This is a genomic window from Nostoc sp. CALU 546 (assembly GCF_048836525.1).
Map to the genome: position 1 here is coordinate 40,167 of NZ_JAWJTF010000026.1, position 24,991 is coordinate 65,157.

Consider the following 24,991-nt stretch of genomic DNA (forward strand, 5'->3'; position numbering starts at 1 on the left):
TGCTTCCCTGCCCTAAAAACGATGGGATATTTTTTGATTTGGAAGTCCCTAAGGTGATTGTGGGCTATTTGGAATAACCGGAACTTCTGGTGTTTCGGGTTGTTGCTGTTGCCGTTGCAAATATTTACTCAAGACATAAGCCATATCCCCACGGGTAACAGGTTTTAATGGGGAAATATTGCCTTGAGCATCTGTGTTAAGAAATCCCTCGGTAGCTACAGTAGCGATCGCCTTTCTAGCCCAAGTTGGGATAGACTTTTCATCTGGATATGAAGCCAGAATCTCATTCACCGCGTCATCGGGAAACTGAAATACACCATAAGCCTGGGCGAAAATAGCAAGAGCTTCTGCCCTTGTCACCTTTTGGTTAGGGAAGAATTCATTGCCTCGATAGCCTTTCATGATGTCAGTTTTTAAGACTGTCTGTATATCATTAAATGCCCAATAAGAACGAGGAACATCTGGAACAGTTAAATTTGCTTTGTTAACAGCTTCTCTTTTATCTAGGCGAAATGCTTTTACCATAATCGACGCTAATTCTGCCCGACTCAGTAACCTTTCTGGATAAAATTTGCCATCGGGAAAGTTTGTCATCCATTTGACAGCAGTTACCTGTTGAATTGAATCAGACGGGATTCCAGAAGTAGTTTCTGGTACTTGAGCAATTGCTGGCAAGCTTTGTAGTAGTGCCATTAAAGATAGAGTAATTGAAAGCTGACGCATCACCATAACCACTTTTAACTGCTAAATGAATTTAAAAAACTACGTTACTGAGGTTAACGCAAAATTTGGTGTTCTTAATAACCCGTAACTCAGTTAGTGACGAACTTCAGATGAGCAATGTTGCGTAGCTACGTAGGGTATTAGCTGGTTTTCATAATCAAGGGGGTAGAAATCAGCAAAAACTTGTTTTTTAGCTTTCATCTTTTGGCGTTATCTGCCCACTACTATGGACTATAGCCAGTTTTTCAGGAGTTTTGGGAATGACAACAACAGATCCCGTAAAGTTGATGAAGCAAGAAGTTGGCAAAGCCGCCGCCGCCCTAGTCAAGTCGGGTTCGATTGTGGGGTTGGGTACGGGGTCAACTACAGCATATACGATTCAGTTTTTAGGCGATCGCCTAAAGTCTGGTGAACTCAAAGATATTATAGGCATACCCACCTCGTTTCAGTCAGAAGTTCTGGCGAAGCAGTACGGTGTCCCTCTCGCCACCTTAGATGCTATTGACCACATCGATATTGCCATTGATGGCGCAGATGAAGTCGATCCACAGAAAAATTTGATTAAAGGCGGTGGTGCAGCACATACCCGCGAAAAAGTCGTAGACTACCTGGCAGAACAGTTCATCGTCGTGGTAGACAGTGGAAAATTAGTAGACCGCTTAGGTTCTAGTTTCGCTGTGCCTGTGGAAGTGATTCCAATGGCAATTACTCCAGTAACCAATGCCATCAAAAAACTCGGTGGCAAACCAGAACTCCGTATGGGTGTAAAAAAAGCTGGGCCAGTAATCACTGACCAAGGAAACTTTGTCTTAGATGTCAGATTTGACTCTATTGAAGATCCAGCCGGACTAGAAAAGACATTGAATAACATTCCCGGCGTTCTGGAAAATGGTATTTTCGTTAACTGTGTCGATTTAGTTTTGATTGGTGAAGTCAAAGATGGTCAGCCATTAGTGCGGCAACTGTAAGAATTTTGGATTTTAGATTTTGGATTTTAGATGTCTCTAAAATCCAAAATTAAGCAAGATTCTAGTGAGTTGAAACAGAAATTTGAAACCGATGCGTTAAGCGATCGCTTAATTTTTAAGACAGTCGCTACAACACAATTCTTCTTTTTAAACTCGGAATTACCTGGAACTAAAGTTTTCATTCATACTTCTTTCCTCTTGCCTCCTTGCCTTCTGCCTCCTGCCTTCTGCCTCCTGCCTCCTGCCTTATGAGCGCTAACGAAATATCTCTTCGACCTGCCCAAGAAACAGATGCGTGGGTGCTGAGTGCAATTCATATTGCTGCTATCAAAGCTCTACCTGCAACTTTCTATACCCAAAAAGAACTGTTAGCTTGGCGTAATTACCGTGACAAACCTGATGGTTCAAATATCTTGAAGAGTATGAAAGTGGAAACTTTCTGGGTTGCGATCGAGGGAGATGTGGTTATGGGTTTTGCTAGTTTCATTGTTGATGAACTGATTGGATTGTATGTTCATCCTAAATATCAAGGTAAAGGAATTGGGCGGGCTTTAGTGCAACATTTTTGTGACGAAGCAACTGTTCAAGGTATGGATAAGGTAATTACAACTGCTAGCCTTTATGCCGAAGGGTTTTATTTACGACTGGGATTTACTGCCATCCAAAGAGCACCTCATTATTTAAGGAGTGGGATAGTTGTTCCAGTTACTAAAATGAGTAAAACATTAGAGACTTCCAATTAAAGGGAAAAGGGCAAGAGATAAAAAACTCCACTCACAAGGGGATGGAGAATGGGGAAGAAGCTACCAATGCCCCATGCCCCATGCGGCGGGGGGAGCAACCTTTAGCCACTCTTAGGATGAAGTTTCTCGCCGCTTTCAGCCATACCTTGCTTATGGTAAGCGACGCTAATGCAACAACTTTTTCTACATAACCTATGATGTAAGTAAGTACTTGCCAGCATAAATGAATAAAATTATCCGTTCATCAGCTCTTACCCGTACACGTTTGATAGAAGCCGCCTCGCAGGTATTTGCTAGTTTAGGTGTTCAAGGAGCAACTACCCGTGAAATAGCTCGTGTTGCTGGTGTGAATGAGGTGACTTTATTTCGCCACTTTGCTAGCAAAGAACAACTTCTGGGAGCAGTAATGGAAAATGCCTTGGCACTCCAGACAGAAGCCCTTGCACACCCTGAAGCGTGGACACAGGATTTGAAAATTGATTTAAGACAATATGCCCATCTTTACAATAATATGCTAGAGGTACAGGAGGACTTAATTCGTACCTTCATTGGGGAAGCCAAACGTCATCCAGAGGCAGCCAAACAAGTGATTCAAGAAGCTGCCAAGCCTTTAGGGGAAAAACTGGTAGCTTACCTGCAATCGAGTCAGAGACGAGGCGCTGTTAGAGCAGACATTGATCCATTTCCGGCAGTCGATATGTTTACAGGAATGCTGCTAGCTGGAATGCTATGTCGCAGTGCAAAATTCAATCAAGGCAGCTATAGTTGTGAGGAATATATCGAAACCTGTGTAGATATTTTTGTGCGCGGTATCAGTGTTGCTCCCTCTCAGTTATGAAGAATGCTGAGTTCCGTTAGCTGGGTGTTTAGCCCATGCCAAGTACTGAGTTAAAAGGCCCTTTATTTTGGCATTTATTATAAACTTGAGTCGCTGGATTTCTTAAAATTGAGTATTTATGATCGGCAAACGCATGTTATGGATTTGAAGGAGGCAGAAGGCAGAAGGTTTTTTTCACTTATAGGATTCAAACCTCTCCTGAAAAAGCAGCCCCAAATTTTCAATTTGGTGGGGGTCTTAAACCGCAAGTTTGCTTCCTTTACTGCCTTTCTTGATAAAAAATTAGTGATAAATTCTAGCTTCTATTACTATATTACCGAGTAATTAACCTCTAACAAAAGAAGCTTTTATAAATAAAGAAAAATCTATCTGGAGATAAATTACTAAAATTTGCAACCTAGCTTAGGGTGTATACAGCTTTTGCAATAAGTATTGGTTCTTCCAAAACATTTTCATGCCTCATATTCATTCTTTCCACTCACTACGTTATGGTATTACTGTATTAATTGTTGCAATTGCATTAGTGCTAATGCTGATGCTAGACCCTTGGTTAAGCATGAGTGGAACTCCTTTCCTGCTATTTTTTAGCGCTGTAACAGTGAGTGCTTGGTATGGTGGTTTGAAATCAGGGCTTTTAGCAACTTCCTTGTCTGTTCTACTGAGCAATTACTTCTTCCTACCGCCAGTTTTTGAGCTAAGTTTTGATTTATCAAATTCTGTGCGAATTGGGTTGTTTGCATTACAGGGATTGCTTTTTAGTATCATCTGTGAATCATTAAAGACTGCTAAAAAACGGGCTGATGGAAATCTACAAAAATTGAGAGTCAGTGAGGAGAGATTTCGATTAGCGTTAAGCAGTTCAGATATTTTAGTTTTTCAGCAGGATCGTGATTTGCGATATCAGTGGATTCATAATCCTCAAGGTCTAGAAACTGCTGAGAAAATGTTAGGAAAGTCTGATTATGAATTATTTCCAGCCTTAGTAGCAGAGCAATTGACGGCAATTAAGCTAAAGGTAATAGAGACTGGTGTTGCAACTCGTGAAGAAGTTTATCTAACAACTTGTGGAGAAGACCGTTACTATGATTTGCTGGTTGAACCACTAAGAGATGCAGACGATAACATTCAGGGTATTACTTGTGCAGGTGTGAATATTACTGAGCGCAAGCAGGCAGAAATAGAAAAAGCTAGGTTGCATCAGGAACTTCAGGAAGCTGTTCAGCAAAAAGACGAATCTCTGGCGTTACTCAATGCTTGGCTGACTAGTTCACCAGTAGCGCTGGCTTTTCTTGATACTGAACTGCGCTATATTCACGCTAATGAAGCCCTGGCCGCTATCAACGGTGTACCACAAAGTCAACATATTGGTCGCACCTTTAGAGAAGTACTACCGGAATGGACAGCCCAAATTGAGCCTGTTTTTGAGCAAGTGATGAAAACTAGGCAGCCCTTACTGAATCAGGAAGTAAGTGGTGAAACTTATCCGCCTGGGGTATATCGTTATGGTCTTGCCAGTTATTATCCAGTATGTTTGCCGGATGGGCAGTTATTGGGAGTGGGCATTAGTTCAATTGATATTACTCAACTGAAACAAACTGAGCAAGCATTACGCGAAAGCGAAGCGAAGTTTCGCAGCGTGGTTGAGTCAAATATGATTGGTATTGGCTTCTGGAATAGAGACGGTAGGATCACAGATGCTAATGATGCCTTCCTGAATATGGTGGGTTATTCTCGTGAAGAATTAGTTTCTGGAAAACTTAACTGGCAAAACTTGACACCTACAGAATACCTGCCGCTTGATAAGCAAGCACTGAATCAATTTCAAGCTAGCTCCTTTTGCACTCCATATCAAAAAGAATATATCCGAAAAGACGGCTCACGCTTCCCAATTTTGGCAGGTGGTAGCCATTTTGAAGGGACTGTAGAACGAGGAGCTTTTTTTATTCTCGATATTACAGAGCGTAAGCAAGCTGAGGAAAGACTGCGCTATATCGCCCAGATTAGCAATTTACTCTCTACTTCGCTAGATTATGAAGAAACATTAGAACAAATTGCCAAAATCTCAGTTCCCCAACTTGCTGATTGGTGTAGCGTAGACATTTTAAATGATGATGGCTCCATTCGCCGTTTACCCATTGCCCATGCAGACCCATTGAAAGCGGAGTTGGCGCGTAAACTTCAGGAGTATGTGAAAGATTACAACGGTGTCAGTGCATTAATTACTAGAGTAATACAAACTGGGCAAAGCGAATTAATCTCAGAGATATCTGACTCGCTCTTAGTAGCAAGTACTCAGAATCAGGAACACTTAGAACTTGTTCGGCAATTGGGGATGAAGTCTGTGATGATTGTGCCGTTAATCAGGCAAGGGCGAGTCCTCGGCACTATCAGCTTTGTCACCGCAGAATCAGACCGTCGCTACGATCGCTCTGACCTAACTTTAGCAACAGATATTACCCATCGTGCTGCTTTAGCAGTAGAAAATGCCCGACTTTATCGAGATATCAACCAGGCTTTAATCCATTATGCTGAATCTCTATCTCTTCTAGATGCGCTGCTAGGTGCTGCTCCCGTTGCTGTATGCTTTTTAGATCGGGAACTGCGATATATCAGAATTAATCAAGTTTTCGCTGACATTAACGGTTTGACTATAGAAGAACATCTAGGACGCAAATTTGGAGAAGTGTTGCCAGCGATGGCGGCTGAGTTAGAGCAACAGTTACAACGGGTGTTGGATACTGGAGAACCCCTGCTGAATGTGGAAATTAGCGGTGATACAAGAGAGGAACCCGAACGTTACGGTTACTGGCTGGGCAACTATTACCCAGTTAACAATGCAATGGGTGAAACAGTAGGGATTGGAATTATTTTGGCAGATATGACAGCAGCAAAGGAAACAGAAGTTGCTTTGCGGGAAAGCGAAGAAAGGTTCCGAACAATCTTCAATCAGGCAGCTGTGGGGATTAGTCTGGTAGCGTTGGATGGACAATTTCTACAAATTAATTCTGCTCTGTGCGAAATTACTGGATACAGCCATGAAGAGTTAATTCAAATGAACTTCGAGGAAATTACCCACCCTGATGACTTAGAAGTTGATTGGGAGAATGCTCGGCGAGTCTTGGCAAAAGAAATTAGTGGTTATTCCCTAGAGAAGCGCTACATCCGCAAAGATGGTTCCATTGTTTGGGTAAACCTAACTTCATCAGCAGTTTGGAATACTAACGGACAACCAAAGTATGCATTAGGCATTATTGAGGATATTAGCGAACGCAAACGAGTTGAAGCCACACAACAGTTTTTAGTCGAAGCCAGTACCTTACTAGCTGCCTCATTAGATTATGAGATCGCTTTGGAAAGTGTGGCTAATCTGGCAGTTCCAACCCTCGCAGACTTGTGTATTGTAGATGTTTTCCAGGAAGATTGGTCAAGTAAACAAATTGCGATCGCAATTGCCGACCCTACAAAACTAAATATTTTAGACGAAATCCGACGACGTTATCGACCCAAAAGCAGAGCCAAACAGCTTGTCCGGCAGCTAAGGCTAGGAATATCTGCCTTTTACTCCGAATTATCTGACTCTAATCTTGTAGAGATGGCTGAAAATGAGGAACATCTGCAATTGCTGCGAAGCTTGGGTATCCGTTCTCTCATGGTGATTCCAGTCCGTTCCCGTGGGCAATTATTTGGAGCAATCTCTTTTTTTACCGCCGAATCTGGTCGGTACTACCAACAAACAGACTTGGCTTTAGCAGAGGATATTGCTCGTCGGGCGGCGACAGCCATCGACAATGCTAGACTCTACCAGGAAACTCAACAGGCAAAACAGGAAGCTGAACGGTCTGTCAATCGCACAGTACTTTTACAAAAAATAACTGCTGCCTTCTCGGAAGCCTTAACTCCCCAACAGGTGACTGATGTAGTGGTGAACCAAGGCATTGCCGCTTTGGAAGCTACTGGTGGTTCCGTTGTCTTACTTACTGAAGGAAATACTACCCTAAAAGTTGTGCAAGCAATTGGCTATCCGCAAACACTCATAAATACTTGGACAAGTTTTCCGCTAACAGCACCTAACCAAATAGCAGAAACAGTCAGAACTGGGCAGCCGATTTTTTTAGAAAATTTAGCAGCCATGATTGCTAGATATCCCGACTTAGCAGATTTTGTGACTGTTATAGCGAATAATGCCTGGGCTTCCATTCCCTTGATAGTAGAAGGTAAAGTAATTGGGGCTTTGGGATTAAGCTTTACTACCGGACAAATATTTAACGAAGAAGACCGGGGATTTATGTTGACACTGGGACAACAGTGTGCTCAAGCTATTGCCCGCGCTCAACTTTACGAAGCCGAAAAGACCGCAAGGGCGCAAGCCGAGACAGCTAACCGGATTAAGGATGAATTTCTGGCTGTCCTTTCCCATGAACTCCGAACGCCCCTGAATCCGATTTTAGGGTGGGCAAAGTTACTCAGAACCCGCAAGTTCGACGAACCCACCAAAATCCGGGCGTTGGAAACAATCGAGCGGAATGCTAAGTTACAAACCCAATTGATTGGGGATTTACTTGATGTTTCGCGGATTTTACAAGGTAAAGTCAGGTTAAATCTCTATGCAGTGAATTTGAAAGCTGTGATCGCAGCTGCACTAGAAACGGTGCGTTTAGCAGCAGAAGCCAAGTCAATTCAAATTCAAACGGTGTTAAGTGATGATATCGGCAAAGTTCTCGGTGATGGCGATCGCTTGCAACAAGTAATGTGGAATCTCCTCTCCAATGCCGTTAAATTCACACCCACAGAAGGACTTGTAGAAGTGCGTCTAGAGCAAGTTGGGTTAGATGCCCAAATCCAGGTGATTGATACAGGTAAGGGAATCAACCCGGAATTTTTGCCCTACGTTTTTGATTACTTCCGCCAAGCAGATGCTAAGACAACCAGAGTATTTGGCGGATTGGGATTGGGACTGGCAATTGTACGCCATCTCGTAGAACTTCACGGTGGTACAGTTCAGGCAGAGAGTCTAGGAGAAGGACAGGGGGCTACCTTTACAGTCAGACTACCTTTGCTGAAAAATTCTGAGTTGCGAGTCAGCAGTGATGAGGCTTCTCAAGTAGAAGTGAGTACCGACGAGACATTACTTGCTGGGGTGCAAATATTGCTTGTGGATGATCAAGCTGATGTGCGAGAGTTTTTTAGCTTTGCGCTAGAACAATATGGTGCAACTGTAACAGCAGTTGAATCAGCAACCGAAGCGCTAGAAATATTAGTGCAATCCAAGCCAGATATCCTGTTAAGTGATATTGGAATGCCCTTTATGGATGGCTATATGTTGCTTGGCGAGGTGAGAAAATTACCGCCAGAACAAGGTGGGGAAATTCCAGCGATCGCTTTGACTGCTTATGCTGGAGAAATTAATTATAACCAAGCAATGGCAGCAGGATTTCAAAAACACTTACCAAAACCCGTCGATCCTGTAGATTTAGCCGCTGCGATCGTTAATCTTATTGGGCACAATCAACCTTGACAACCTTTTCGCCTTAATTCTCAATTCCCCCTCAAGCTTTCAGGGTATCTTTTTCAGCTTTAGTCAATCCCGTTACAATACTTGTCGGGTTTTGGGGAAAAGGGTAAGGGGAAAGAAAAAACCTTTAACCTTTTCCCAAAAGCCAATTCCGAGTTCAAAATGCTTTACCCAAGCAGTATTGAATCCCGTTGTTCCTTTGATATTCATGCCTTCATAAAGACGATCAGCCATCAACGTTTTGATGCAGCGTCCTGTTGTCACATCCCACAGCTTAATTGTGCGATCGTGACTGTCACTCAAAAGTAGCGATCGCACTACGCCATCTTCATTTGACATCAGGGCAATTTCGCGTGGCTTTTCGCGACTTGGCAGCAATAACTTTTCTGGGGAGTTTCTCCAAGCATAGGACTGTTATAATACCTATTGCATAAGCAATGATATCCTTCCAATCAAATACACTTCCCAAGGCAACAGCTAGAATCTTATATTTTTGCAATCCTAAATTATTTACAAAATTAAAATATTGAAGTATTTCGATAGTACAAGAAAATGCAAAAACTGATAAAGCGACGATGGATAAGTGTATATTGGAAAAGGTTCTGACAAAGCAATAAATTAGTATAACTACTAAAACATCACCAATGAAAGGACGGATGCAACTCTCATTTACAAAAACAGCAATATATACCTCTATTAAAAATAATGCAACCGTGAAGTAAAAATATTTTGGATTGAAGATAAACATGGCTATCAATAGCGCTCAAAAACACCTATTTGACTATAACCAGTAAACCATAAATTTTTGAAAAATAACCTAATAGTAGGGGTTTCAGCCCTTACAAATCAGGAAGCAAACACTATTATTAATAGAGGGATGTCTACGACGGACTATGCCTAAAAGGATATTTGAAAAGTTTTAGGCGAATATAATTCGCTACTACACAGGCTAACTCCACCTGCGTGGACTAGCAGAAAATTAAGTTTTATAACCCGCGTAGGCGGGTTTTGTTATGTATAGCTGCAACTTTTAGTCGCAGAGGCAAGTAATAATTTAGACTTTTCAAACAACCTCTAAGCTGAATGGCACTAAGAAAAGCCCAAAAGCTTGTGTCGTCTCGTTCCCAGCCTGGAGGCTGGGAATGTATTTAAAGATGTGGTTGAATAGAGAAATCAAGTCAACTCTAAAAAATCAATATTTTAATTAACTTTGACCACACAACTAAAACACCTCACAACCACAAAATACGCTTTATCACTGCACACTACCACTCCCGAATTAGGGCTAGCAATTAGTAATTTTGCAGGCGAGACTCGCTCTCAAGTTTGGAATTTGGGACGTGATTTATCTAGTCTAATACATCAATATTTAATTGAATTTATCAAACCGCAAACTTGGGCAGATTTGTCATTTATCGCCGTAGCAAAAGGCCCTGGCGGCTTTACGGGAACTCGAATTGGTGTTGTGACTGCTCGGACTTTAGGGCAACAGTTAGATATTCCTGTATTTGCGATTTCAACTTTGGCTGCGGTAGCTTGGTCAGAAGCAGGCAAAAGTCAAAATCTAAAAACTATTGCTGTGGAAATGCCAGCCCAACGAGGTCAAATTTTTGCTGCTATTTATCAGTTTGAACCAGATATTTCTAAACTAAAAGTGTGTTTATCAGATAGAGTGTTGACACCAGAAGCATGGCAGGAAACTTTAGCTAATTGGAATACTAATTATCAGTTAATTCAAGCACAATCTGGGTTAGCAGCGACGGTGACAAGTATTTTGGAACTAGCTAATCTTGATTGGCAAGAAGGCAAATTTCCTAATTGGTCAGAGGCTTTGCCATATTATGGTCAGCATCCAGTAGAAGTTTAACTATAGCGGTTCTCGTTTGGCGTTAGTGAGTCTTGTTTACGACACGCTACGCGAACGAGCGTCGCGTCTTTATTTTGACTCCTGACTTCTGAATTCTGACTCCTGAATTCTGACTTCTGAATTCTGAATTCTTCTTCAATAATTAAAAATTGCTTTACCATCAAGTTTAATTTCCATTTAAATTCCTTTAATTCATAGATTCAAAGTCAGCAAGAAGCCAATTTATTCCATCCATTATTATTGGAAATTTTTCTTCAGGTATGTTTAACTCATGAAAACATTTATCTCTATATTTTTCTTTTTCAGTAAAATTAGTGATGGCTTTAACTAATGGTTTTTTTACTTCGTAGCTTTCTTCAGCTTTAGCTATTGCACGTGCGGGTATTTCGTGATTTACACGCAATATTGCTAAGTCAATCAAATCTCTAGATTGTGTACTTGAATCGTTCCATCGGTCGGCATTAGCCATTAGTTTCGATGTGAATCTATCGCTTATACTCAGACAAGGTATTTTTGTCCATTCCGGATAAACAGGAGGGTCTAAAGTAAAAATTCCATTGGCTACAATTTCTACTTTAATAGTTATTTCATTGACTACAACAGGGAAACGAATACCATATTGATTGATTGTAGTGTCACCCAATTCGATATCTGTTGTACTTTGAAATAATGCTACAATTCCTTCGTCGTAAATCAGATTTCTTAAATACCTGTAATTTTCAGTTCCATAAGGGAAGAGAAAATCAATATCTTTACTAAGTCTGTATTCATCATACTCTAACGCCAAGAGTGTACCACCGCCAAAGTATGCAGAAGCTTTTTTAAAAACTTCTGGATTGAAAGCATTAAGGATTTTAAGTATATTCTTGTGATGGGCGAGATGAAACATTTCAAAATCAGGTAATATCCAAGAGTTATATTTTTTTGCTAAATAATGTACAAAATCCTTTTCTTCTTGTTTTAAATTGTTGAATGTAGTTTGATGATGCCAATTGCGTTGATACAATTGAACAATTTCTTTTTCACTCATTTGATATACATTTTTTAGCTGCCAACCAATAGATTCTAGAAATGGTAGCTTTTGTGGATGGAGCATACAATTAATTTTTAAATTTTATTAAGATGCCTTTTGCCTGGGGTTTTAAGCGATCGCATCACAGTGCCTAAATCTAAAATCAAAATAGCCACAGCCAAATTGGCAGAGTAACCAGCAATACTATAGCCCCAGCAGCTAACGCCGTAACTGCCAGATCGCGATCGAGATTGAATGTCTCAGCAATTACCAGTGTGCCGAAAGCTGGAGGCATGGCCATTTGTAAGAGAATTACCTTTGCTGCGGAACCAGTTAATCCAAACAGTGGTAGTATGCTGCCCAATATCAAGGGAACTAGCAGCATTTTGATTCCCAAGCTCATCCCGGCTTGTGGTAGGCTACGCCAAGATTTGAGCAGCCCTAGTCGCATTCCAATTAACACCAGAGATAAAGCTACACTACTCCAAGCCAATTTCTCTAAGCAAAATTCTACTACCGTGGGAATTGTCATTTCTTGAACCAGCAAGCCAAATCCGAAACTCCACAGGGCAGGATTAATTAAGATCGCCCTAGCAGTCTGCCAGTGATTTTGGACATCGCCGCCAAAACGGGCTGCTAGCAAAACACCCAAGCCATAAGTTCCGGGGAATGAACCTAACAAATCGTAAAATAATGCCCAAACAAAGTATTCTTTGCCTAGTATTGCTAAGGTGATGGGAAAGCCAAGATAACCTGTATTACCCAGCGTTGCCGCTAGGATCAAGCTAGCCTGAGTGGATTGTTGGGGGACAGTCTTTCTAAAATAGGCTTGTGCTTTAATCCCTAACCAAGCTAAAAATGCTCCTAGTAAAATGGCTAGGTAAGCGATCGCAGGTGCAATCCAAATTTGCCCTGATAAACTGGATTGACGCAAAAACGATACTATGCTTATGGGTACTCCCACCCAAAAGAGGAATTGTCCTAAACGTGTAGGAACTGTCACAGGTAGTTTGCGTCCCAGAATGAAACCTACCAGGACTAATCCTCCTAGCTTGACGTATAGTTCTAAAAGGTTTGTCAAGATTGCGCCTAAAAACCACAGATGTAAAATGCTACCTGTTACTTCTACTTTTGTCCAGTGCAAAATCTGTTATGGCTGTCCCACAAAAACAGGAGTTTATCCTTGAATAAGGCAGGGTTTTCTGGAAGACCGCAAAACTCATCGAATGACCTTGGTGATGATATTCCAGTGGCTGTACGCGATACCCCTGTTGCAACACCTAAAATTTGGTTGCAACCCCGAATTATCCTGATTGGGGGAGTTGCGGGATTTGTCTTGCTGGCTTTAATTAGCGGTTTTTTGTTTTTCGTTACTTCACCCAAAAAAATTGCCGATTCTCAACCCTCGCCCACTAGTTCTACACCTACACCAACTACAGAATCGGATAATGTCAATACTCTGTTAGGGCATCTGGCATACCCAGAAGCCCCTGAATCAGAATTAGTAACCATCTCCGCAAATAGGGGCATTAGAATGCAAAAATCTGCTGCCCAAAAGTTTGAGGAGATGGTAGCAGCAGCGCGGAGTGCAGGTGTGATTTTAGTACCAATTTCTGGCTTTCGCTCAGTCAAAGACCAGGAGCCGTTGTTTTTTGGTGTCGGTGCCCAGCGAAATCAAACGCCAATAGAACGAGCTGCCCTCAGCGCTCCTCCTGGTCATAGCGAACATCATACAGGTTATGCTGTGGATATTGGAGACGGATCAGTACCAGCAACTAATCTCCAAACCAACTTTGAAAATACCAAGGCTTATCGGTGGCTGCAAGCAAATGCAGCGCGTTTTAGCTTTGAAATGTCATTTCCCAAAGATAATGCTCAAGGTGTGAGTTATGAGCCTTGGCACTGGCGTTTTGTAGGCGATCGCAATAGTTTAGAAATGTTCTACAAAGCTAGAAATTTGAAACCCGCTAAAGTGCCTCAATAAAAGTTGATACAAGCGATCGCAATACTTACAGCAGAGGGCAGTTTTCCTCCAGCAAAAACTGCTCTCTGCCTCGTGCCTTCATTGATAAATTACTATTATGATGGGGATTGGCAGTAGGTAAACGCCCTGCTTCCAAAAAGAAGTTAAACTGCCCTCCTACGCCGGAATTATTTCTCATCTGGAAACAGACTGGAGACCAAAATGACCCCAGCAGCGATGTCTGACGACAAGCCGCAAAGCGTCTACGCTACACCCCGTCAAGAATCACCTCTGTTGTTTGAGGGACTGACCTGGAGAGAATTTAAAGCAGTTGAGCAGTTGTTAGACCGTCCGGGATATCGCCTGTCTTTTCTGGATGGAGTTTTGGAGATCCGAAGAATGCCTGGAGAACCACATGAAACAGTTAAGAAAAGAATTGCCGCATTGCTAGAACTGTACTTGCTTGTGGCAGGGTTTGACTTTACTCCAACTGGTTCAATGACCTTGGAAAGTGAAGCGGGTGCTGTGAAGCGAGAAGCGGATGAATCCTATAAACTTTCCCCTGGTAGAGTGCGTCCCGATTTGGCGATTGAGGTAGTGTTTACAAGTGGCGGGATAAACAAACTGGAAGCATACAAGCGGCTCTTGATTCCTGAAGTGTGGTTCTGGGAAGATGGTGTGTTAGAAGTTTATCACCTGCGGAAAGAGGGCAATGCACTTCACTATGAAAGAGTTTCTAGTAGTGAGGAGGTCAAAGAAATCGATCTGGATTTGTTATTACGTTGCATTAATATGGTAAATCATGTTGATGCCATCAAGACTTTTCAGCAAGCGCTTCAAAAATAGCTAATCTGCAATCTCTAATCCGGAGTTCAATTCTTGTAAAAGTTCAGCGCTAATAGGTGATGTTGCCAGAATTGGATGCTTAATACCTCCCCAAATACTTCCAGTGCGGATACGATGGGAAACTAATATTTCATGAATTTGACTAGAGATTAAAACCTCTGGTGGTGCAAGTTGATCGAGCGATCGCGCTCTCTTGTAATGATAAGATTCTGATAAAGCCTGATCTAGCTGTTTAGCGATAATTTCCGGGCTTTCTTTTGCCGAATCTAATAATAAAATATAGTGTGGAGGATCGGCAATGGGCATCAAACTTTTAAAATTAGTTTCTTGCAAGTTCAAGAGAGTCAAAGCATTATTTACAAAAGTTTCTTGCAACTTTTCGCCCACCAAATCGCTAATAGCTTGATGTCGTCCGATAAATTCTAAACAGGGAGTGTGGCGATAGTAATGAGTTACGCGGATGCGATCGCCAATTCGATAACGATACAATCCCCCTTTCTGCGATAAAATAACCGTGTATTCCTTGCCAATGTTGAGTTCATGCAAACCATACACTGAACCAGCCTCATCCTCAAACTCGAAAAAAACTTCATCAAGAACCGGCACGCATCCCCCAGCGACAATCAAGGGAATCGTTATTGGGGCTTCCGTTGCTAGTAGTCCCTTACCTTGAATTAATACACCTGGAAATTTTAATCTTAATCCTTGCGCTTGATCTGCTGCATTGGCGCTATCCCAGCAGGAAATCAGCTTCAAATTTGGCCAGAGTTGCATCCAGGGAATCTTACTTTCGCTAAGGAGTTGGAGGCGATAATGTGAAATGCGGTTGTGTAATTCTTTTCGCAATAAATCCTGATTTTCTTGAATATATTTTAAATGTACTTGTAGAAAACTAGGACTCCAAATAGAGATAATTTCTAGTTTTTCAGCCTCTAATAATGCCAAAGCTAGTTGATGTTTAAACAAGTTCGCATCATGCAGTCGATTAAGTTTATTTGGCATCACCAACCAAGGACGCAAAAACCAACGTAACCAGCCGTCTAAGTAATCTAAATCATCTTGTAAAGTTTGGCTATCACCTACATTTAATTGCGGCGAGATACAAGCATAAAGCTTGCCTGTGGAAAATTTCGGGCCATGTACAATCAAATCATGCGCCCAGACGCAAAACATTTGATTAAACGATCGCCGCAAAGATTGAGTATAAGGAATCCATTTTACCGCCCCACTACTACCAGAGGTTTTTTCATAGAACAAAATTGGTTCGGGAGTGAGAGGAATTTGTTTAGATTTTTGATTTAAGTAGGGTTCGAGTGCATCATAATCTACAATTGGTACGCGCTGCCAATCGTCTATAGAATGGATACCCAAAGTTTTGCCATACTCACTTTTGATTAGGCGATCGCAAATTTCCCTTTGTACAGATGTCTGCATTAACTCTGGCTTATCCAAAGCTCGATAAAATTGCTTCGCAGTTGGCGCGAGAATTTGCCCAAAAAGCTGAATAATCGGACGCATTATTGCACCTTTTGATTAGGATAAAGCTTGGTAGCTGCTGGTAAATAAGAACCATCAGCAACGACTACACCGGGAGCAAGATTAGATCCGGCTCCCACAAAAACATTGCTGCCAATTTGGACTTTTTTAACATACAGCATTAAATTTTGCTTGCGGGGTTTAATGATGTGGCAATAGATACCGACACCATGCCCGACAACGACGCGATCGCCAATTTCTAATAAACTGCGATCGGCAATCTCCAATCTTGTTGTCCAGTATACATCTCGCCCCACTTTAGCACCCCACAATCGCAACCAACACGAAAACACCCCCGGAATCAGTCGCAGCACTGCTTCCAACACCGGAATTGCAATATAAATTACCTGGATTTGATGACTACCCCACCAGGGATTATATTCTTCACCTAGTAGATAACTAATACCCTCGCGCACAGGATAAACCCATTCATGCAAGCGGTAAACTAGCACTGGTAGCCCATAAATAGAAAAAAACACTGCGAGAATGCTGAAAATGTTGGGCGAATAGGCAAGGTAGATTATTGCTGCACCAGTTAGCAATAATATAAACGTAGGGAAAAACGAAAGTATTTTGCTGATAACTGTCATGAAAATGGGAATAAAAGTTTTTGGAACAAGTTTAATGAGCTAGAAATTCCAATTATAGATGGCAATTTTTCGCTTTCATAATATGTTCCATGTAACTTATCCCAAATTTTCAGATTAGCCCCATAGTTATAATTGTGGATTTCGCGGCAATGATGCCAAGCATGATCCTGTGGTAAGATTAACCAAGTAGATAAAAGTTGATATAGCCTGGTATTTGCAGGAATGATTAAACGGCTATGTCGCCATAAATCTAAGGCAGAAGTTAGACTGACTCCAAGTAAATAACCTCTGGGATCGGCTAACAGATATACAAATAAAGTGTGTATCCATAAATATATAATTAACAAGCTTGTCCAAAGTGTGTTGCGAGAAGTTCCTAATACATCCATCTGAGTAACAGTATGATGAACTTGATGAACTTTCCACAACAATTTAGTATGTAATAAACGATGATTCCAATAATAAAAATAATCAACTACAACAAAACTGATAATAAAAGCCGGAACTAATGATACCTTTAAATATCCTTGTTGAGTCGGTAGTAAATATTGATAAAGCCCATAAACTAAAGTAGCTTGTAGTAAGGGAATTAAAATTCCTTGAATCGTTAATCCTGTACCATCTAGCAACCAATCTTCACGACTTTTAACTTTGATTTGAGTTCGTCCAAGCTGATTGCTAAGAGTCCAACCAACTAATCCGATAAAAGCAGCAAAAATTAGTAGTTGTGCAAAGTTTTGTATTTCCACTTCTGATTGCTCACACTGATTTTAAACATGGGTTTTACCCCACCCTAACCCTCCCCTTATAAAGGGGAGGGAACTGGATTTTCCAATCTCCCCTTTCTAAGGGGAGGGAACTGGATTTTCCAATCTCCCCTTTCTAAGGGGAGGGAACTGGATTTTCCAATCTCCCCCCTTTACAAGGGGGGATTAAGGGGGGTAATTACGAATTATTTTCAAACCCAAAATGTAACTTTTACTGATTGATTTGGCAATAAACGCGGATCTTCTCCACGAGATATAGCTGCCATAATTGACTCTACAAATATATGAATTGTGTCCGCAGGCGTATTATAAAATTGTGTCCCGTATTTAGCGATCGCTTCTCCCTGAATACCCAAAATTTCCACGTCTTGGCGGATAATATGTTGAGCAGTCCACCGCACAAAGGGACGTGCTAATTTATTCCAAATACCATAGTTGTAGGTAACATCGGTGTAAACCAGAGTTGAATTATCATTTTCTGGAATAGATTGACTGGTAATAAATAAATACCGATTATGTGCCATTTTATACTCTACAGAGGTAATATTTGGCATATAAAAGCGATCGCTATGTTTAATCTCTGCATTCTGCAAATTCAGAAAACGGCTGTACCATCCCAAATTACTATTTTCGTTGCGATACTCCACCAAAACCGAACCATTCCACCGTTCAACAGTCATCTCTAACTTTTGTTGGCGAGAAGTACGGAAAACACCAGGATGAACAAAAGCCGTATGGGGAATATCAATAAAGTTCTCCGCACAATTAGTAACATTGTTAGCAAAACGGTTAATTACCCGCACCGTCTCCCATCCTGTTTGTCCGTAGTGAGGCATAGAAAAGGGTTCAAGATCAACACTTGGGGTATCGGCTAACCGCACATAAACATAGCCATCCTGTTCTTTGGTAGCGTAACACTTGGCTCGACGCTGTGGGGAAGGTTTGAAATCATCTCCTTCGGCTGGAACAGCAATCACGTTTCCAACGCCGTCATATACCCAACCATGATAGGGACATTGTAAAGCACCATCACAGATTTTACCTGATGATAGACGGCTATTGCGGTGTAAACAGCGATCGCGCAAAGCTACGGCTTGTCCATCTTCACCGCGAAATATCGCTAACCATTCTCCTAAAACGGTGCGTGGTAATACCTTGTTAGGTTGTAACTGTTCGCTGAGTGCGACAATGTACCAGAAATCTGCAAATTGCATGGTGGGTGGGAGCGATCGTATTTAAATTATGGCAATGTCTTGAATAGAACTGCATTGCTGTATATATCGAATTCCAAAAGAGCTAATTTACAATTAAGAATGAGATAACCTGAGATGGGAAAACGAGCGTGACATTACAACAATTGCAAAAGCAGGTATTAGAGTTACCAATTAGCGGCTGGACATTAGTACAAATCCTTTTGGAATCGCTACAGCAAGAAACTAGTTCTGAATTGAAAAAGGGTAACTTGTCCCGACTGCGAGGGATTGCAAAAGGTACAGAAATATCAAGCCACATAATTTAATTACCTTTAAGTGAATCTACTGATGCAAGATATTCAGCTTTTGACATTGAATAATATTAAAATTCCTAATCTAATCCTTTGTACATGAGAAACTTATTTTCCTGGAGACTTTCTCCATCTGAGGCTGATTTTTCAAAGCTGTGGAAAAATGCCACTTTTGTCTTTGATACAAATTTTCTCCTTGATTTATATCGGGTATCGCGTCTTACCGTAGAGGATTTTCTTAAAATACTGGAACATCTTCAAAATAGAATTTGGTTGCCTTATCAAGTAGCTGACGAGTTTTTGAGACAGCGAGAAGAAATAATTGACTCGGAGGCAGCATCTTTTAAGAAAGCTTTATCAGCACTTGAAAAATGGAAATCTGAACAACAAAAATTTAACAGTCTCCGAGGTCATCTTAACCAAGCAGGAAAGATTGTAGCTGCTGAAGTGGAGAATTTATTTGATAAGCAAAAAAATTATCTTGATGCAGTGGATGAGGTAGAGAAGGTTTTTCGAGAAAAGATAAATGAGCTTGCCAATGCTCATTTTCCGTTTGATTCAGACAATGACAGAATTTTGGAACATCTTCTCTCAATATTTGATTCAAAAGTGGGAGAACCCTACGATGAGCAAAGTTTGCAGATCCTGTATAAAGAAGCTGACGATAGGTACAAAAAATCACAACCTCCTGGTTTTTCGGATGGTAAAGACAAAGCAGATGAACGGAAATATGGAGACTTCATTCTTTGGAAACAAATATTAGATTTTGCTAAAAGAGAGTCTTTACCAATTGTTTTTGTCACAGGAGAGAAAAAGCCAGACTGGTGGATAAAGAAAAATGGAGAAATAGTTGCTCCACATATAGAACTAAGACGCGAATTTCAGGAATATGTGAAACAGCCTTTTTGGATGTATCGAACTCAACGGTTTCTTGAAATGGCTAAAAAGGAATTGATGGTTGAGATTGATCTAAGATCAATCGAAGAAACAAATGCAATTGCTGATACTGACTTGATTGATGAACAAAATGATAAGGTTATTGAGCAAGCAATTGAAGAGACACTAATACCTAATTCGGATGCGCTAAAAAGACTTACACACTTACAAATTAATTATTCAGATGTGCAGAAATTAATTGGACAGGCACTAATCCCTAATTCAGACGCGCTAAAAAGACTTGCACAGTTACAAATTAATTATTCAGATATGCAGAAATTAATTGGACAGGCATTAATACCTAATTTATTAATGCAAAAAGCAATCGAACAAACACTAATACCTAATTCAAATGCGTTAAAAGAACTTGCATGGTTACAAATGGCTAATTCGGCTGCCACACTAAAACCACTTGAACAAATACGAGTACCTGAAGATAAAAGCGAGTAAGTTAGGTTGACGCTAAAAAAACCGACATTTCGAGAAATTTACAAGTGCGATATTGGATAGAGAGAAAGATAATTGTCAATTTCATGTGCTAAATATCTAACTCGTTAGAGACATTGAAGACTTTAAATAAAGGTCGATTTCCACCGCTATAAAGTCACTAAACGTATCATGACTTTTGACAAAATAAGACTCTTCCTGTCCTTCGCAATATGAGTAAGTTGGTGGGTTATCACCTTCTGAAAGCCTGAAAAAGCTAAACTGATAACCCTGGTGCATAAAAAATACAAAAGCATCTTCAGGCAAAGCTTCAGGAAAATCATTTTCTACCAGAAGTTCTTTAGCCCATTCTTGAATTTGCGGTAAATGTTTGTAAAAGCAATCAGAACCACGCAAAAACTTACCTGCACCATGCCCCATCATCTTGAGAAAGTCTTTATAATTACTGGGCAAAGTAATACCTTGTTGTTGTTCAAATTGAATTATTTCTAAATCTGAACATGGCGAAAGCTGATTTTCGTTAAAAATAAGCTGAAGTGCTTCGGGTAAATTGCGAATTGACATTTATACCGACTCCTTTACGCAATGTTTCCGTGATGTACATTTAGCTGAATGTTCGGGAAAGCTTGCCTAAACTGCTTAATGACATACTCACACGAATCACATGGCTCTCTTTCGGTGAATAACTCAATCTTACCCTTTACTTCTCTATTATTTGTATATTTTTCGGCAATCGCTTCTAATATTTTGTACTCTGAGTCTAAGTCTCTTCGGTGTCCGGTAACTTCAAAGGTTTTAAACATTGGTTGAGTGGGTACATCAACCGCTCCCTCTCGCAACAGCTTACCACTAAAGGCGAATAGCTCGGAAAATGTCTCATCTATCCAGACTCTAGCAATAGCAACATTTCGGGCTGGTGCTGGCACGTTACAAGTTTTACGAATTTCTGCGACGCGCTTTAACCAATCCATACTTGCTCTTTTAGTTGTTTTTAAATCACCATCTAAATCCTACGAATTTCAACATTACCTGTAACATCAACCTGACAAGCTAACCGTGCATGAGGATAATTAGCTGCTAACGTCTCCAACATCTCCTGTTCATCAGGTTGAGGAGGAGGAATATCACCAATAACCTCAACCAAACAAGTGCCACAAATACCAGTCCGACAACCAAATAAAACAGGTGAATTCTGAATCGTGAGATGTTCAGACAAACTTTGATGACATTCCAGAGCGATCGGAATAAAATCACTTCCTGGAAAGGATATCTTACAGAAGTCAGCCATAATACGCAACAATTTTACCTAAACAACACTCTTCCATTCCTCTCTGCGCCTCTGTGTCTCTGCGTGATTTAAAAACAAATCCTCTTGGTGTTTTAAGCCTTGAAAAGCCCTTCTTTGAGTTGCCAAATATCGAGAAATTGAATTAGTTCCCATCAGTGACATATCCCGATTACGTTGCCAAAGATAATCGAGTTTTTCCACATACACCTGATAAGACTTCATCGCCTCCTGATGAGTTGAAAAACTGCGCTGCAAGCCTTCCGACTCCTCGGTAAAACAACGCCGCATCATTTCTTTAGCATCTTTGTCACTCATCTCAAAAATTGGCGATCGCAACACCCGATAAATCTTACTATACAGCGCCGGATCGTACCAAAAAATTCCGTTGATTGCAGCCGAAAAATGTAAATGATCGCGCTGACATCCCCATAATCCTAAATTAGCCACGAGTCGCTCAAATGCAGTCGGTGGCTTAAGACAAGTGACAATATCGTGAGATATAATTGTCGAACTATTGAAGTGAAAACTTTCATCCATGAAGTGATAATAGGAGACTTTAGCAGGAATTGGAGCAGCTTCGGGATGGGGATGTTTTTGATAATAATTGCTGAGTTTGTGCTGTATTAACTTGCCGTTTAGTGTCCGCACTCCCCGGACTGTAAAATACTGACAAGCCAAAAAAGTATTATTTGCAGAAATTAGCCCAAAATATTGAAGTTGAATTTTTTTCCACCAAGTTTTTAGAGCATTGGTATCAGCATAAACCATCGTTTCTGTAAAGGGGCCGCGCATGGGGTAGGTAAAGATCAGTTCCCCAAACAACGCTTGTTCAACCTGTTTGGCAATTGTGCGGAAGGCGTTAATGTGCGATCGCTCTTGGGCGGATTCCAAATCTAATGTATCGCAGATTAAGCGAAAATCCTCTTGAGCGTAAAGTCCGGCTGCACTGGTTTGATTGAAAAAGATAGTGGCAATTTCAGCAGAAACAATTTGTGAGTAGTAAGCTACCCAGTAAAGTTGGTTCAAAATTATACGCTGATGTTGGCTGGACTGTTCCCATAAAGGTGTACCATATAGCAGGGAAAATTCCTCTGGGTTCCAATACTCGTTTTGACAATCTTCATAGCGAAACTTGGTGACAGCTTCATCCATTAAAGCAGTATGATCTTGCTGTTTGTTGCGGGTGTGGTTGATTTGTAATTTGCGATGAATAGTTTTTTCCATATCCGTTTTTATTTCATGCAGAGATAAGATTGATATTTATTACACACATTGATGGGCGAGGAGTGGTTCAAAGGCTCCGCGTTCTTCTAAGTTTTGCAGGATAGACTGGGCTGATTTTATCCCCATGAGCGATCGCAATATTTGTAATCGCGTTCCACTGTGGGTTTCAGTATCTAGTTCTTCTAGAATTTGGATTTTTTGCGATCGCGTCAGATGTCCTTTCACTTGTTCAACTGCTGCAAGTACACTTTGTGGTCCCACCTGTACCATAAACAAAAACTGTTCCAATACATCAAGAATTGTTGTTTGACTCAATGCTGAAACAGTAATTTGATTAAACAAGGTGGTTCCCGTGGCGTGATGACGGGATTCAGATTGTAAAAAACTGGAAAAAAGTTCTGCTAAAACTGGATAGCGGCATTCCTTTGCTAAACGCCGATAATGGCTTAAACCCCATCCTTCTAAAACCACTTGAAGCACAAACAACAAAACTGTTTTATCTGCACTTTCAACCACTTCTGATAATAAGCGCAAAAACGGATCGTCCGTACTAGTTACTTCCATTGCTGGTAAAAAATGGCTAATTTGGTGAAGGTGGCTAGCTTCATCAGCCGTAAACAATCCATAAAGCATTCGCTCTTCAACTGTTTCTGCAAACAATACCATTTTTGCCATGTAGCCAACACCTGCTTTTTCAATGAAATATGATTCTTCTAACAGGCTGCGGTTGGCAAGTTCCAAAATAGCTGATTGTTCATTAATATTAGATTGTTGAAAAACTTTCACTTGATGTAAATTGAAAAATTCCGTATCCCAATAATTTAATTGTGGGTAATTAGCAGAATTATTCTGATTGGGTAACGCTGCTGTTAATATCCGTCGCAAACGGTCATCATAATCTGTGTGTGGTAGATCAAAACCGACAATTTTATCTTTAAAATCCATATTTTTCCTGTTCAATTAAAGTGAATTCATGATTAGAATTTGAGAAGACTTTTTAAAAGCTATATTTGTTACCGAAAGCATCTAATACCCCCCTTAATCCCCCCTTATAAAGGGGGGAAACTGGAAATCTAGTCCCGTCCCCTTATAAAGGGGGGAAACTGGAAATCTAGTCCCCTCCTCTTTACAAGGGGAGGGTTAGGGTGGGGTAATGTCACAATTTGATGTGCTATACGACACTTTACAAACATCCTCTGATGGAGTTTGAATATTTGGATGATTAACACTTTCCCAAGTTCCCCAGGTTAAAGCTTTCTGATGATTAACGTGCTGAATAAATTGCAGAATAGATTTATCTGCTTTAGTAGGAGTTTTCAAATCAAACTGAATTGTCTGAAATACCTGCGTATCCCCTTTAGCAAAGTAATTACCAACTTGCTGAGTTAACCATAACAAACCACGATTTAAAACCCATCCCCAAAATCCCGAACGCTTAGGAGTCACAAGAATTGTTTGCCCTTCAGTTTTCCCACCTTCGATCATTCGCAGTGTAAATATAATGTAGAAATGCAGAAAATCCGGGCCTAGCGTCACAGTTCCAGTGCTGCCATACCAGTAACACATACTATAAGTAACTTCGTTGCGATATAAAGGACGAATCAGGCGAATTAACCAAGAATCATCACCTCCTCGTGTAGTGTTGCTGAAGCTAATAGCGTTAGGGTTGAGGTTTTGAGAATCAAATACAATCTCTAAGGGCAGATTGTGTACTGTATTGAAATGGTGAGCATCAATCGCATTAATTAGTAAGACATTGGGATGACAGTTTTTGACAAATCGAGTTCCCAATATATAATCGCAATCTGCCTGTTCTAACTCTGGTACAAAAGGCAGTGAACTTGGCTTTTCTTCTCCCACCCAAACCCAAATCATGCCGTACTTTTCTGCCGTATGCCAAGTTTTAATACACACAGGTAGCGGTTTTCCCAGAGAAGGAACATCTACACAAATTCCGCGACTATCATACTTCCAATTATGAAAAAAGCAGCGAATTCCATCATCTTCTACCTTACCTTCTGCTAAATGAGCGCCCATGTGTGGACAATAAGCATCTATAGCTACTACCTGGCCACTAACTCCCCGATAAATTGCCAGATTTCTACCTAGCAAAGTTATAGCTTTTACTTTGCCAAGCTTTAATTTTTTTGATGGTAATGTCCAGTACCATCCCTCTATAAATTGTGTTGGGTTATTAAAGTTTAAGTGTGGGTTAGTAGATGACATA

At 40.7% G+C, this 24,991-nt stretch carries 25 protein-coding genes; 9 read left to right on the forward strand and 16 right to left on the reverse strand.

Annotation, left to right across the window (positions count from 1 at the left end):
- Positions 1-48: 48 nt before the first annotated feature.
- A complete protein-coding gene (locus RRG12_RS15335) occupies positions 49-723 on the reverse strand; it encodes an S-layer homology domain-containing protein (protein ID WP_181929517.1) in 675 nt (224 codons plus the stop codon).
- A gap of 260 nt (positions 724-983) precedes the next feature.
- Here RRG12_RS15335 and rpiA point away from each other — a divergent pair, with 260 nt between their 5' ends.
- The 4 genes from rpiA (at position 984) to RRG12_RS15355 (ending at position 8,787) form a co-directional block, all read left to right on the forward strand.
- Positions 984-1,691 (forward strand): ribose-5-phosphate isomerase RpiA, encoded by a 708-nt coding sequence (gene rpiA, locus RRG12_RS15340; RefSeq protein WP_069070380.1) that lies wholly within the window; start codon positions 984-986, stop codon positions 1,689-1,691.
- Positions 1,692-1,939: 248 nt separating this feature from the next.
- Positions 1,940-2,434: a GNAT family N-acetyltransferase gene (locus tag RRG12_RS15345; protein ID WP_420759888.1), complete on the forward strand. Its 495-nt coding sequence runs from the start codon at positions 1,940-1,942 to the stop codon at positions 2,432-2,434.
- Positions 2,435-2,657: 223 nt separating this feature from the next.
- Complete coding sequence (locus tag RRG12_RS15350) at positions 2,658-3,272, forward strand: TetR/AcrR family transcriptional regulator (RefSeq protein ID WP_069070378.1); 615 nt, start codon at positions 2,658-2,660, stop codon at positions 3,270-3,272.
- Positions 3,273-3,726: 454 nt separating this feature from the next.
- Complete coding sequence (locus RRG12_RS15355; RefSeq protein ID WP_420759889.1) at positions 3,727-8,787, forward strand: PAS domain S-box protein; 5,061 nt, start codon at positions 3,727-3,729, stop codon at positions 8,785-8,787.
- A 72-nt stretch (positions 8,788-8,859) separates the two neighbouring features.
- Here RRG12_RS15355 and RRG12_RS15360 read toward each other — a convergent pair whose 3' ends face one another.
- Positions 8,860-9,123: a hypothetical protein gene (locus RRG12_RS15360; RefSeq protein ID WP_420759890.1), complete on the reverse strand. Its 264-nt coding sequence runs from the start codon at positions 9,121-9,123 to the stop codon at positions 8,860-8,862.
- Positions 9,113-9,532, reverse strand: a complete 420-nt coding sequence (locus RRG12_RS15365) for a DUF2809 domain-containing protein (protein WP_420759891.1) — start codon at positions 9,530-9,532, stop codon at positions 9,113-9,115. Before RRG12_RS15365 ends, RRG12_RS15360 begins: the two co-directional genes overlap by 11 nt.
- Before the next feature lie 462 nt (positions 9,533-9,994).
- Between RRG12_RS15365 and tsaB the strand changes: the two genes are divergently transcribed.
- Positions 9,995-10,651 carry a tRNA (adenosine(37)-N6)-threonylcarbamoyltransferase complex dimerization subunit type 1 TsaB gene (gene tsaB, locus RRG12_RS15370; RefSeq protein ID WP_069070374.1) on the forward strand — a complete coding sequence of 219 codons (657 nt, stop codon included), beginning with the start codon at positions 9,995-9,997 and terminating at the stop codon, positions 10,649-10,651.
- Positions 10,652-10,838: 187 nt separating this feature from the next.
- Here the strand turns inward: tsaB and RRG12_RS15375 are convergent, their stop codons facing one another.
- Positions 10,839-11,747 (reverse strand): nucleotidyl transferase AbiEii/AbiGii toxin family protein, encoded by a 909-nt coding sequence (locus RRG12_RS15375; RefSeq protein ID WP_420759892.1) that lies wholly within the window; start codon positions 11,745-11,747, stop codon positions 10,839-10,841.
- A gap of 79 nt (positions 11,748-11,826) precedes the next feature.
- Positions 11,827-12,744, reverse strand: coding sequence for an AEC family transporter (locus RRG12_RS15380; protein WP_420759919.1), 918 nt, complete (start codon positions 12,742-12,744; stop codon positions 11,827-11,829).
- A 102-nt stretch (positions 12,745-12,846) separates the two neighbouring features.
- On the opposite strand from RRG12_RS15380, the gene RRG12_RS15385 reads away from it, so the two are divergent.
- Complete coding sequence (locus RRG12_RS15385; RefSeq protein ID WP_069070392.1) at positions 12,847-13,647, forward strand: M15 family metallopeptidase; 801 nt, start codon at positions 12,847-12,849, stop codon at positions 13,645-13,647.
- A gap of 25 nt (positions 13,648-13,672) precedes the next feature.
- Here the strand turns inward: RRG12_RS15385 and RRG12_RS15390 are convergent, their stop codons facing one another.
- On the reverse strand, positions 13,673-13,825 hold the full coding sequence (locus tag RRG12_RS15390; protein WP_420759893.1) for a hypothetical protein: 153 nt from the start codon (positions 13,823-13,825) through the stop codon (positions 13,673-13,675).
- A gap of 23 nt (positions 13,826-13,848) precedes the next feature.
- On the opposite strand from RRG12_RS15390, the gene RRG12_RS15395 reads away from it, so the two are divergent.
- Positions 13,849-14,472: a Uma2 family endonuclease gene (locus tag RRG12_RS15395; RefSeq protein ID WP_069070372.1), complete on the forward strand. Its 624-nt coding sequence runs from the start codon at positions 13,849-13,851 to the stop codon at positions 14,470-14,472.
- On the opposite strand, the gene RRG12_RS15400 is transcribed toward RRG12_RS15395, so the two are convergent.
- The 4 genes from RRG12_RS15400 to RRG12_RS15415 all read right to left on the reverse strand — a co-directional run bounded on the left by RRG12_RS15400 (position 14,473) and on the right by RRG12_RS15415 (position 18,579).
- Positions 14,473-15,990 (reverse strand): GH3 family domain-containing protein, encoded by a 1,518-nt coding sequence (locus RRG12_RS15400; RefSeq protein WP_420759894.1) that lies wholly within the window; start codon positions 15,988-15,990, stop codon positions 14,473-14,475.
- Positions 15,990-16,598 (reverse strand): acyltransferase, encoded by a 609-nt coding sequence (locus tag RRG12_RS15405; RefSeq protein WP_420759895.1) that lies wholly within the window; start codon positions 16,596-16,598, stop codon positions 15,990-15,992. Before RRG12_RS15405 ends, RRG12_RS15400 begins: the two co-directional genes overlap by 1 nt.
- The gene (locus tag RRG12_RS15410; protein ID WP_420759896.1) at positions 16,595-17,347 is read right to left on the reverse strand and encodes a sterol desaturase family protein; all 753 of its coding nucleotides are present in this window, start codon (positions 17,345-17,347) and stop codon (positions 16,595-16,597) included. Before RRG12_RS15410 ends, RRG12_RS15405 begins: the two co-directional genes overlap by 4 nt.
- A gap of 209 nt (positions 17,348-17,556) precedes the next feature.
- Positions 17,557-18,579, reverse strand: coding sequence for a Rieske 2Fe-2S domain-containing protein (locus tag RRG12_RS15415; protein WP_420759897.1), 1,023 nt, complete (start codon positions 18,577-18,579; stop codon positions 17,557-17,559).
- Positions 18,580-18,707: 128 nt separating this feature from the next.
- Between RRG12_RS15415 and RRG12_RS15420 the strand changes: the two genes are divergently transcribed.
- Positions 18,708-18,884, forward strand: coding sequence for a hypothetical protein (locus RRG12_RS15420; RefSeq protein ID WP_176727003.1), 177 nt, complete (start codon positions 18,708-18,710; stop codon positions 18,882-18,884).
- Positions 18,885-18,968: 84 nt separating this feature from the next.
- Complete coding sequence (locus RRG12_RS15425; RefSeq protein WP_069070367.1) at positions 18,969-20,255, forward strand: PIN domain-containing protein; 1,287 nt, start codon at positions 18,969-18,971, stop codon at positions 20,253-20,255.
- A 96-nt stretch (positions 20,256-20,351) separates the two neighbouring features.
- Here the strand turns inward: RRG12_RS15425 and RRG12_RS15430 are convergent, their stop codons facing one another.
- From RRG12_RS15430 to RRG12_RS15455, 6 genes are all read right to left on the reverse strand, one after another.
- The gene (locus tag RRG12_RS15430; RefSeq protein ID WP_069070366.1) at positions 20,352-20,816 is read right to left on the reverse strand and encodes an SMI1/KNR4 family protein; all 465 of its coding nucleotides are present in this window, start codon (positions 20,814-20,816) and stop codon (positions 20,352-20,354) included.
- A gap of 14 nt (positions 20,817-20,830) precedes the next feature.
- Complete coding sequence (locus tag RRG12_RS15435) at positions 20,831-21,223, reverse strand: deaminase domain-containing protein (RefSeq protein ID WP_069070365.1); 393 nt, start codon at positions 21,221-21,223, stop codon at positions 20,831-20,833.
- 32 nt (positions 21,224-21,255) lie between these two features.
- Positions 21,256-21,540, reverse strand: a complete 285-nt coding sequence (locus tag RRG12_RS15440) for a 2Fe-2S iron-sulfur cluster binding domain-containing protein (RefSeq protein WP_069070364.1) — start codon at positions 21,538-21,540, stop codon at positions 21,256-21,258.
- A gap of 18 nt (positions 21,541-21,558) precedes the next feature.
- Positions 21,559-22,764 (reverse strand): P-aminobenzoate N-oxygenase AurF, encoded by a 1,206-nt coding sequence (locus RRG12_RS15445; protein ID WP_420759898.1) that lies wholly within the window; start codon positions 22,762-22,764, stop codon positions 21,559-21,561.
- 39 nt (positions 22,765-22,803) lie between these two features.
- The gene (locus tag RRG12_RS15450) at positions 22,804-23,709 is read right to left on the reverse strand and encodes a ferritin-like domain-containing protein (RefSeq protein ID WP_420759899.1); all 906 of its coding nucleotides are present in this window, start codon (positions 23,707-23,709) and stop codon (positions 22,804-22,806) included.
- A gap of 195 nt (positions 23,710-23,904) precedes the next feature.
- A complete protein-coding gene (locus RRG12_RS15455) occupies positions 23,905-24,990 on the reverse strand; it encodes a Rieske 2Fe-2S domain-containing protein (protein WP_420759900.1) in 1,086 nt (361 codons plus the stop codon).
- Between the last annotated feature and the right edge of the window lies 1 nt (position 24,991).

Excerpts from the sequence above, each read along its gene's own strand:
- RRG12_RS15335 (WP_181929517.1), bottom strand. The coding sequence starts at position 723 with ATGCGTCAGCTTTCAATTACTCTATCTTTAATGGCACTACTACAAAGC.
- rpiA (WP_069070380.1), top strand. The coding sequence starts at position 984 with ATGACAACAACAGATCCCGTAAAGTTGATGAAGCAAGAAGTTGGCAAA.
- RRG12_RS15345 (WP_420759888.1), top strand. The coding sequence starts at position 1,940 with ATGAGCGCTAACGAAATATCTCTTCGACCTGCCCAAGAAACAGATGCG.
- RRG12_RS15350 (WP_069070378.1), top strand. The coding sequence starts at position 2,658 with ATGAATAAAATTATCCGTTCATCAGCTCTTACCCGTACACGTTTGATA.
- RRG12_RS15355 (WP_420759889.1), top strand. The coding sequence starts at position 3,727 with ATGCCTCATATTCATTCTTTCCACTCACTACGTTATGGTATTACTGTA.
- RRG12_RS15360 (WP_420759890.1), bottom strand. The coding sequence starts at position 9,123 with ATGTCAAATGAAGATGGCGTAGTGCGATCGCTACTTTTGAGTGACAGT.
- RRG12_RS15365 (WP_420759891.1), bottom strand. The coding sequence starts at position 9,532 with ATGTTTATCTTCAATCCAAAATATTTTTACTTCACGGTTGCATTATTT.
- RRG12_RS15375 (WP_420759892.1), bottom strand. The coding sequence starts at position 11,747 with ATGCTCCATCCACAAAAGCTACCATTTCTAGAATCTATTGGTTGGCAG.
- RRG12_RS15390 (WP_420759893.1), bottom strand. The coding sequence starts at position 13,825 with ATGAGAAATAATTCCGGCGTAGGAGGGCAGTTTAACTTCTTTTTGGAA.
- RRG12_RS15395 (WP_069070372.1), top strand. The coding sequence starts at position 13,849 with ATGACCCCAGCAGCGATGTCTGACGACAAGCCGCAAAGCGTCTACGCT.
- RRG12_RS15400 (WP_420759894.1), bottom strand. The coding sequence starts at position 15,990 with ATGCGTCCGATTATTCAGCTTTTTGGGCAAATTCTCGCGCCAACTGCG.
- RRG12_RS15405 (WP_420759895.1), bottom strand. The coding sequence starts at position 16,598 with ATGACAGTTATCAGCAAAATACTTTCGTTTTTCCCTACGTTTATATTA.
- RRG12_RS15415 (WP_420759897.1), bottom strand. The coding sequence starts at position 18,579 with ATGCAATTTGCAGATTTCTGGTACATTGTCGCACTCAGCGAACAGTTA.
- RRG12_RS15425 (WP_069070367.1), top strand. The coding sequence starts at position 18,969 with ATGAGAAACTTATTTTCCTGGAGACTTTCTCCATCTGAGGCTGATTTT.
- RRG12_RS15430 (WP_069070366.1), bottom strand. The coding sequence starts at position 20,816 with ATGTCAATTCGCAATTTACCCGAAGCACTTCAGCTTATTTTTAACGAA.
- RRG12_RS15435 (WP_069070365.1), bottom strand. The coding sequence starts at position 21,223 with ATGGATTGGTTAAAGCGCGTCGCAGAAATTCGTAAAACTTGTAACGTG.
- RRG12_RS15440 (WP_069070364.1), bottom strand. The coding sequence starts at position 21,540 with ATGGCTGACTTCTGTAAGATATCCTTTCCAGGAAGTGATTTTATTCCG.
- RRG12_RS15445 (WP_420759898.1), bottom strand. The coding sequence starts at position 22,764 with ATGGAAAAAACTATTCATCGCAAATTACAAATCAACCACACCCGCAAC.
- RRG12_RS15450 (WP_420759899.1), bottom strand. The coding sequence starts at position 23,709 with ATGGATTTTAAAGATAAAATTGTCGGTTTTGATCTACCACACACAGAT.
- RRG12_RS15455 (WP_420759900.1), bottom strand. The coding sequence starts at position 24,990 with ATGTCATCTACTAACCCACACTTAAACTTTAATAACCCAACACAATTT.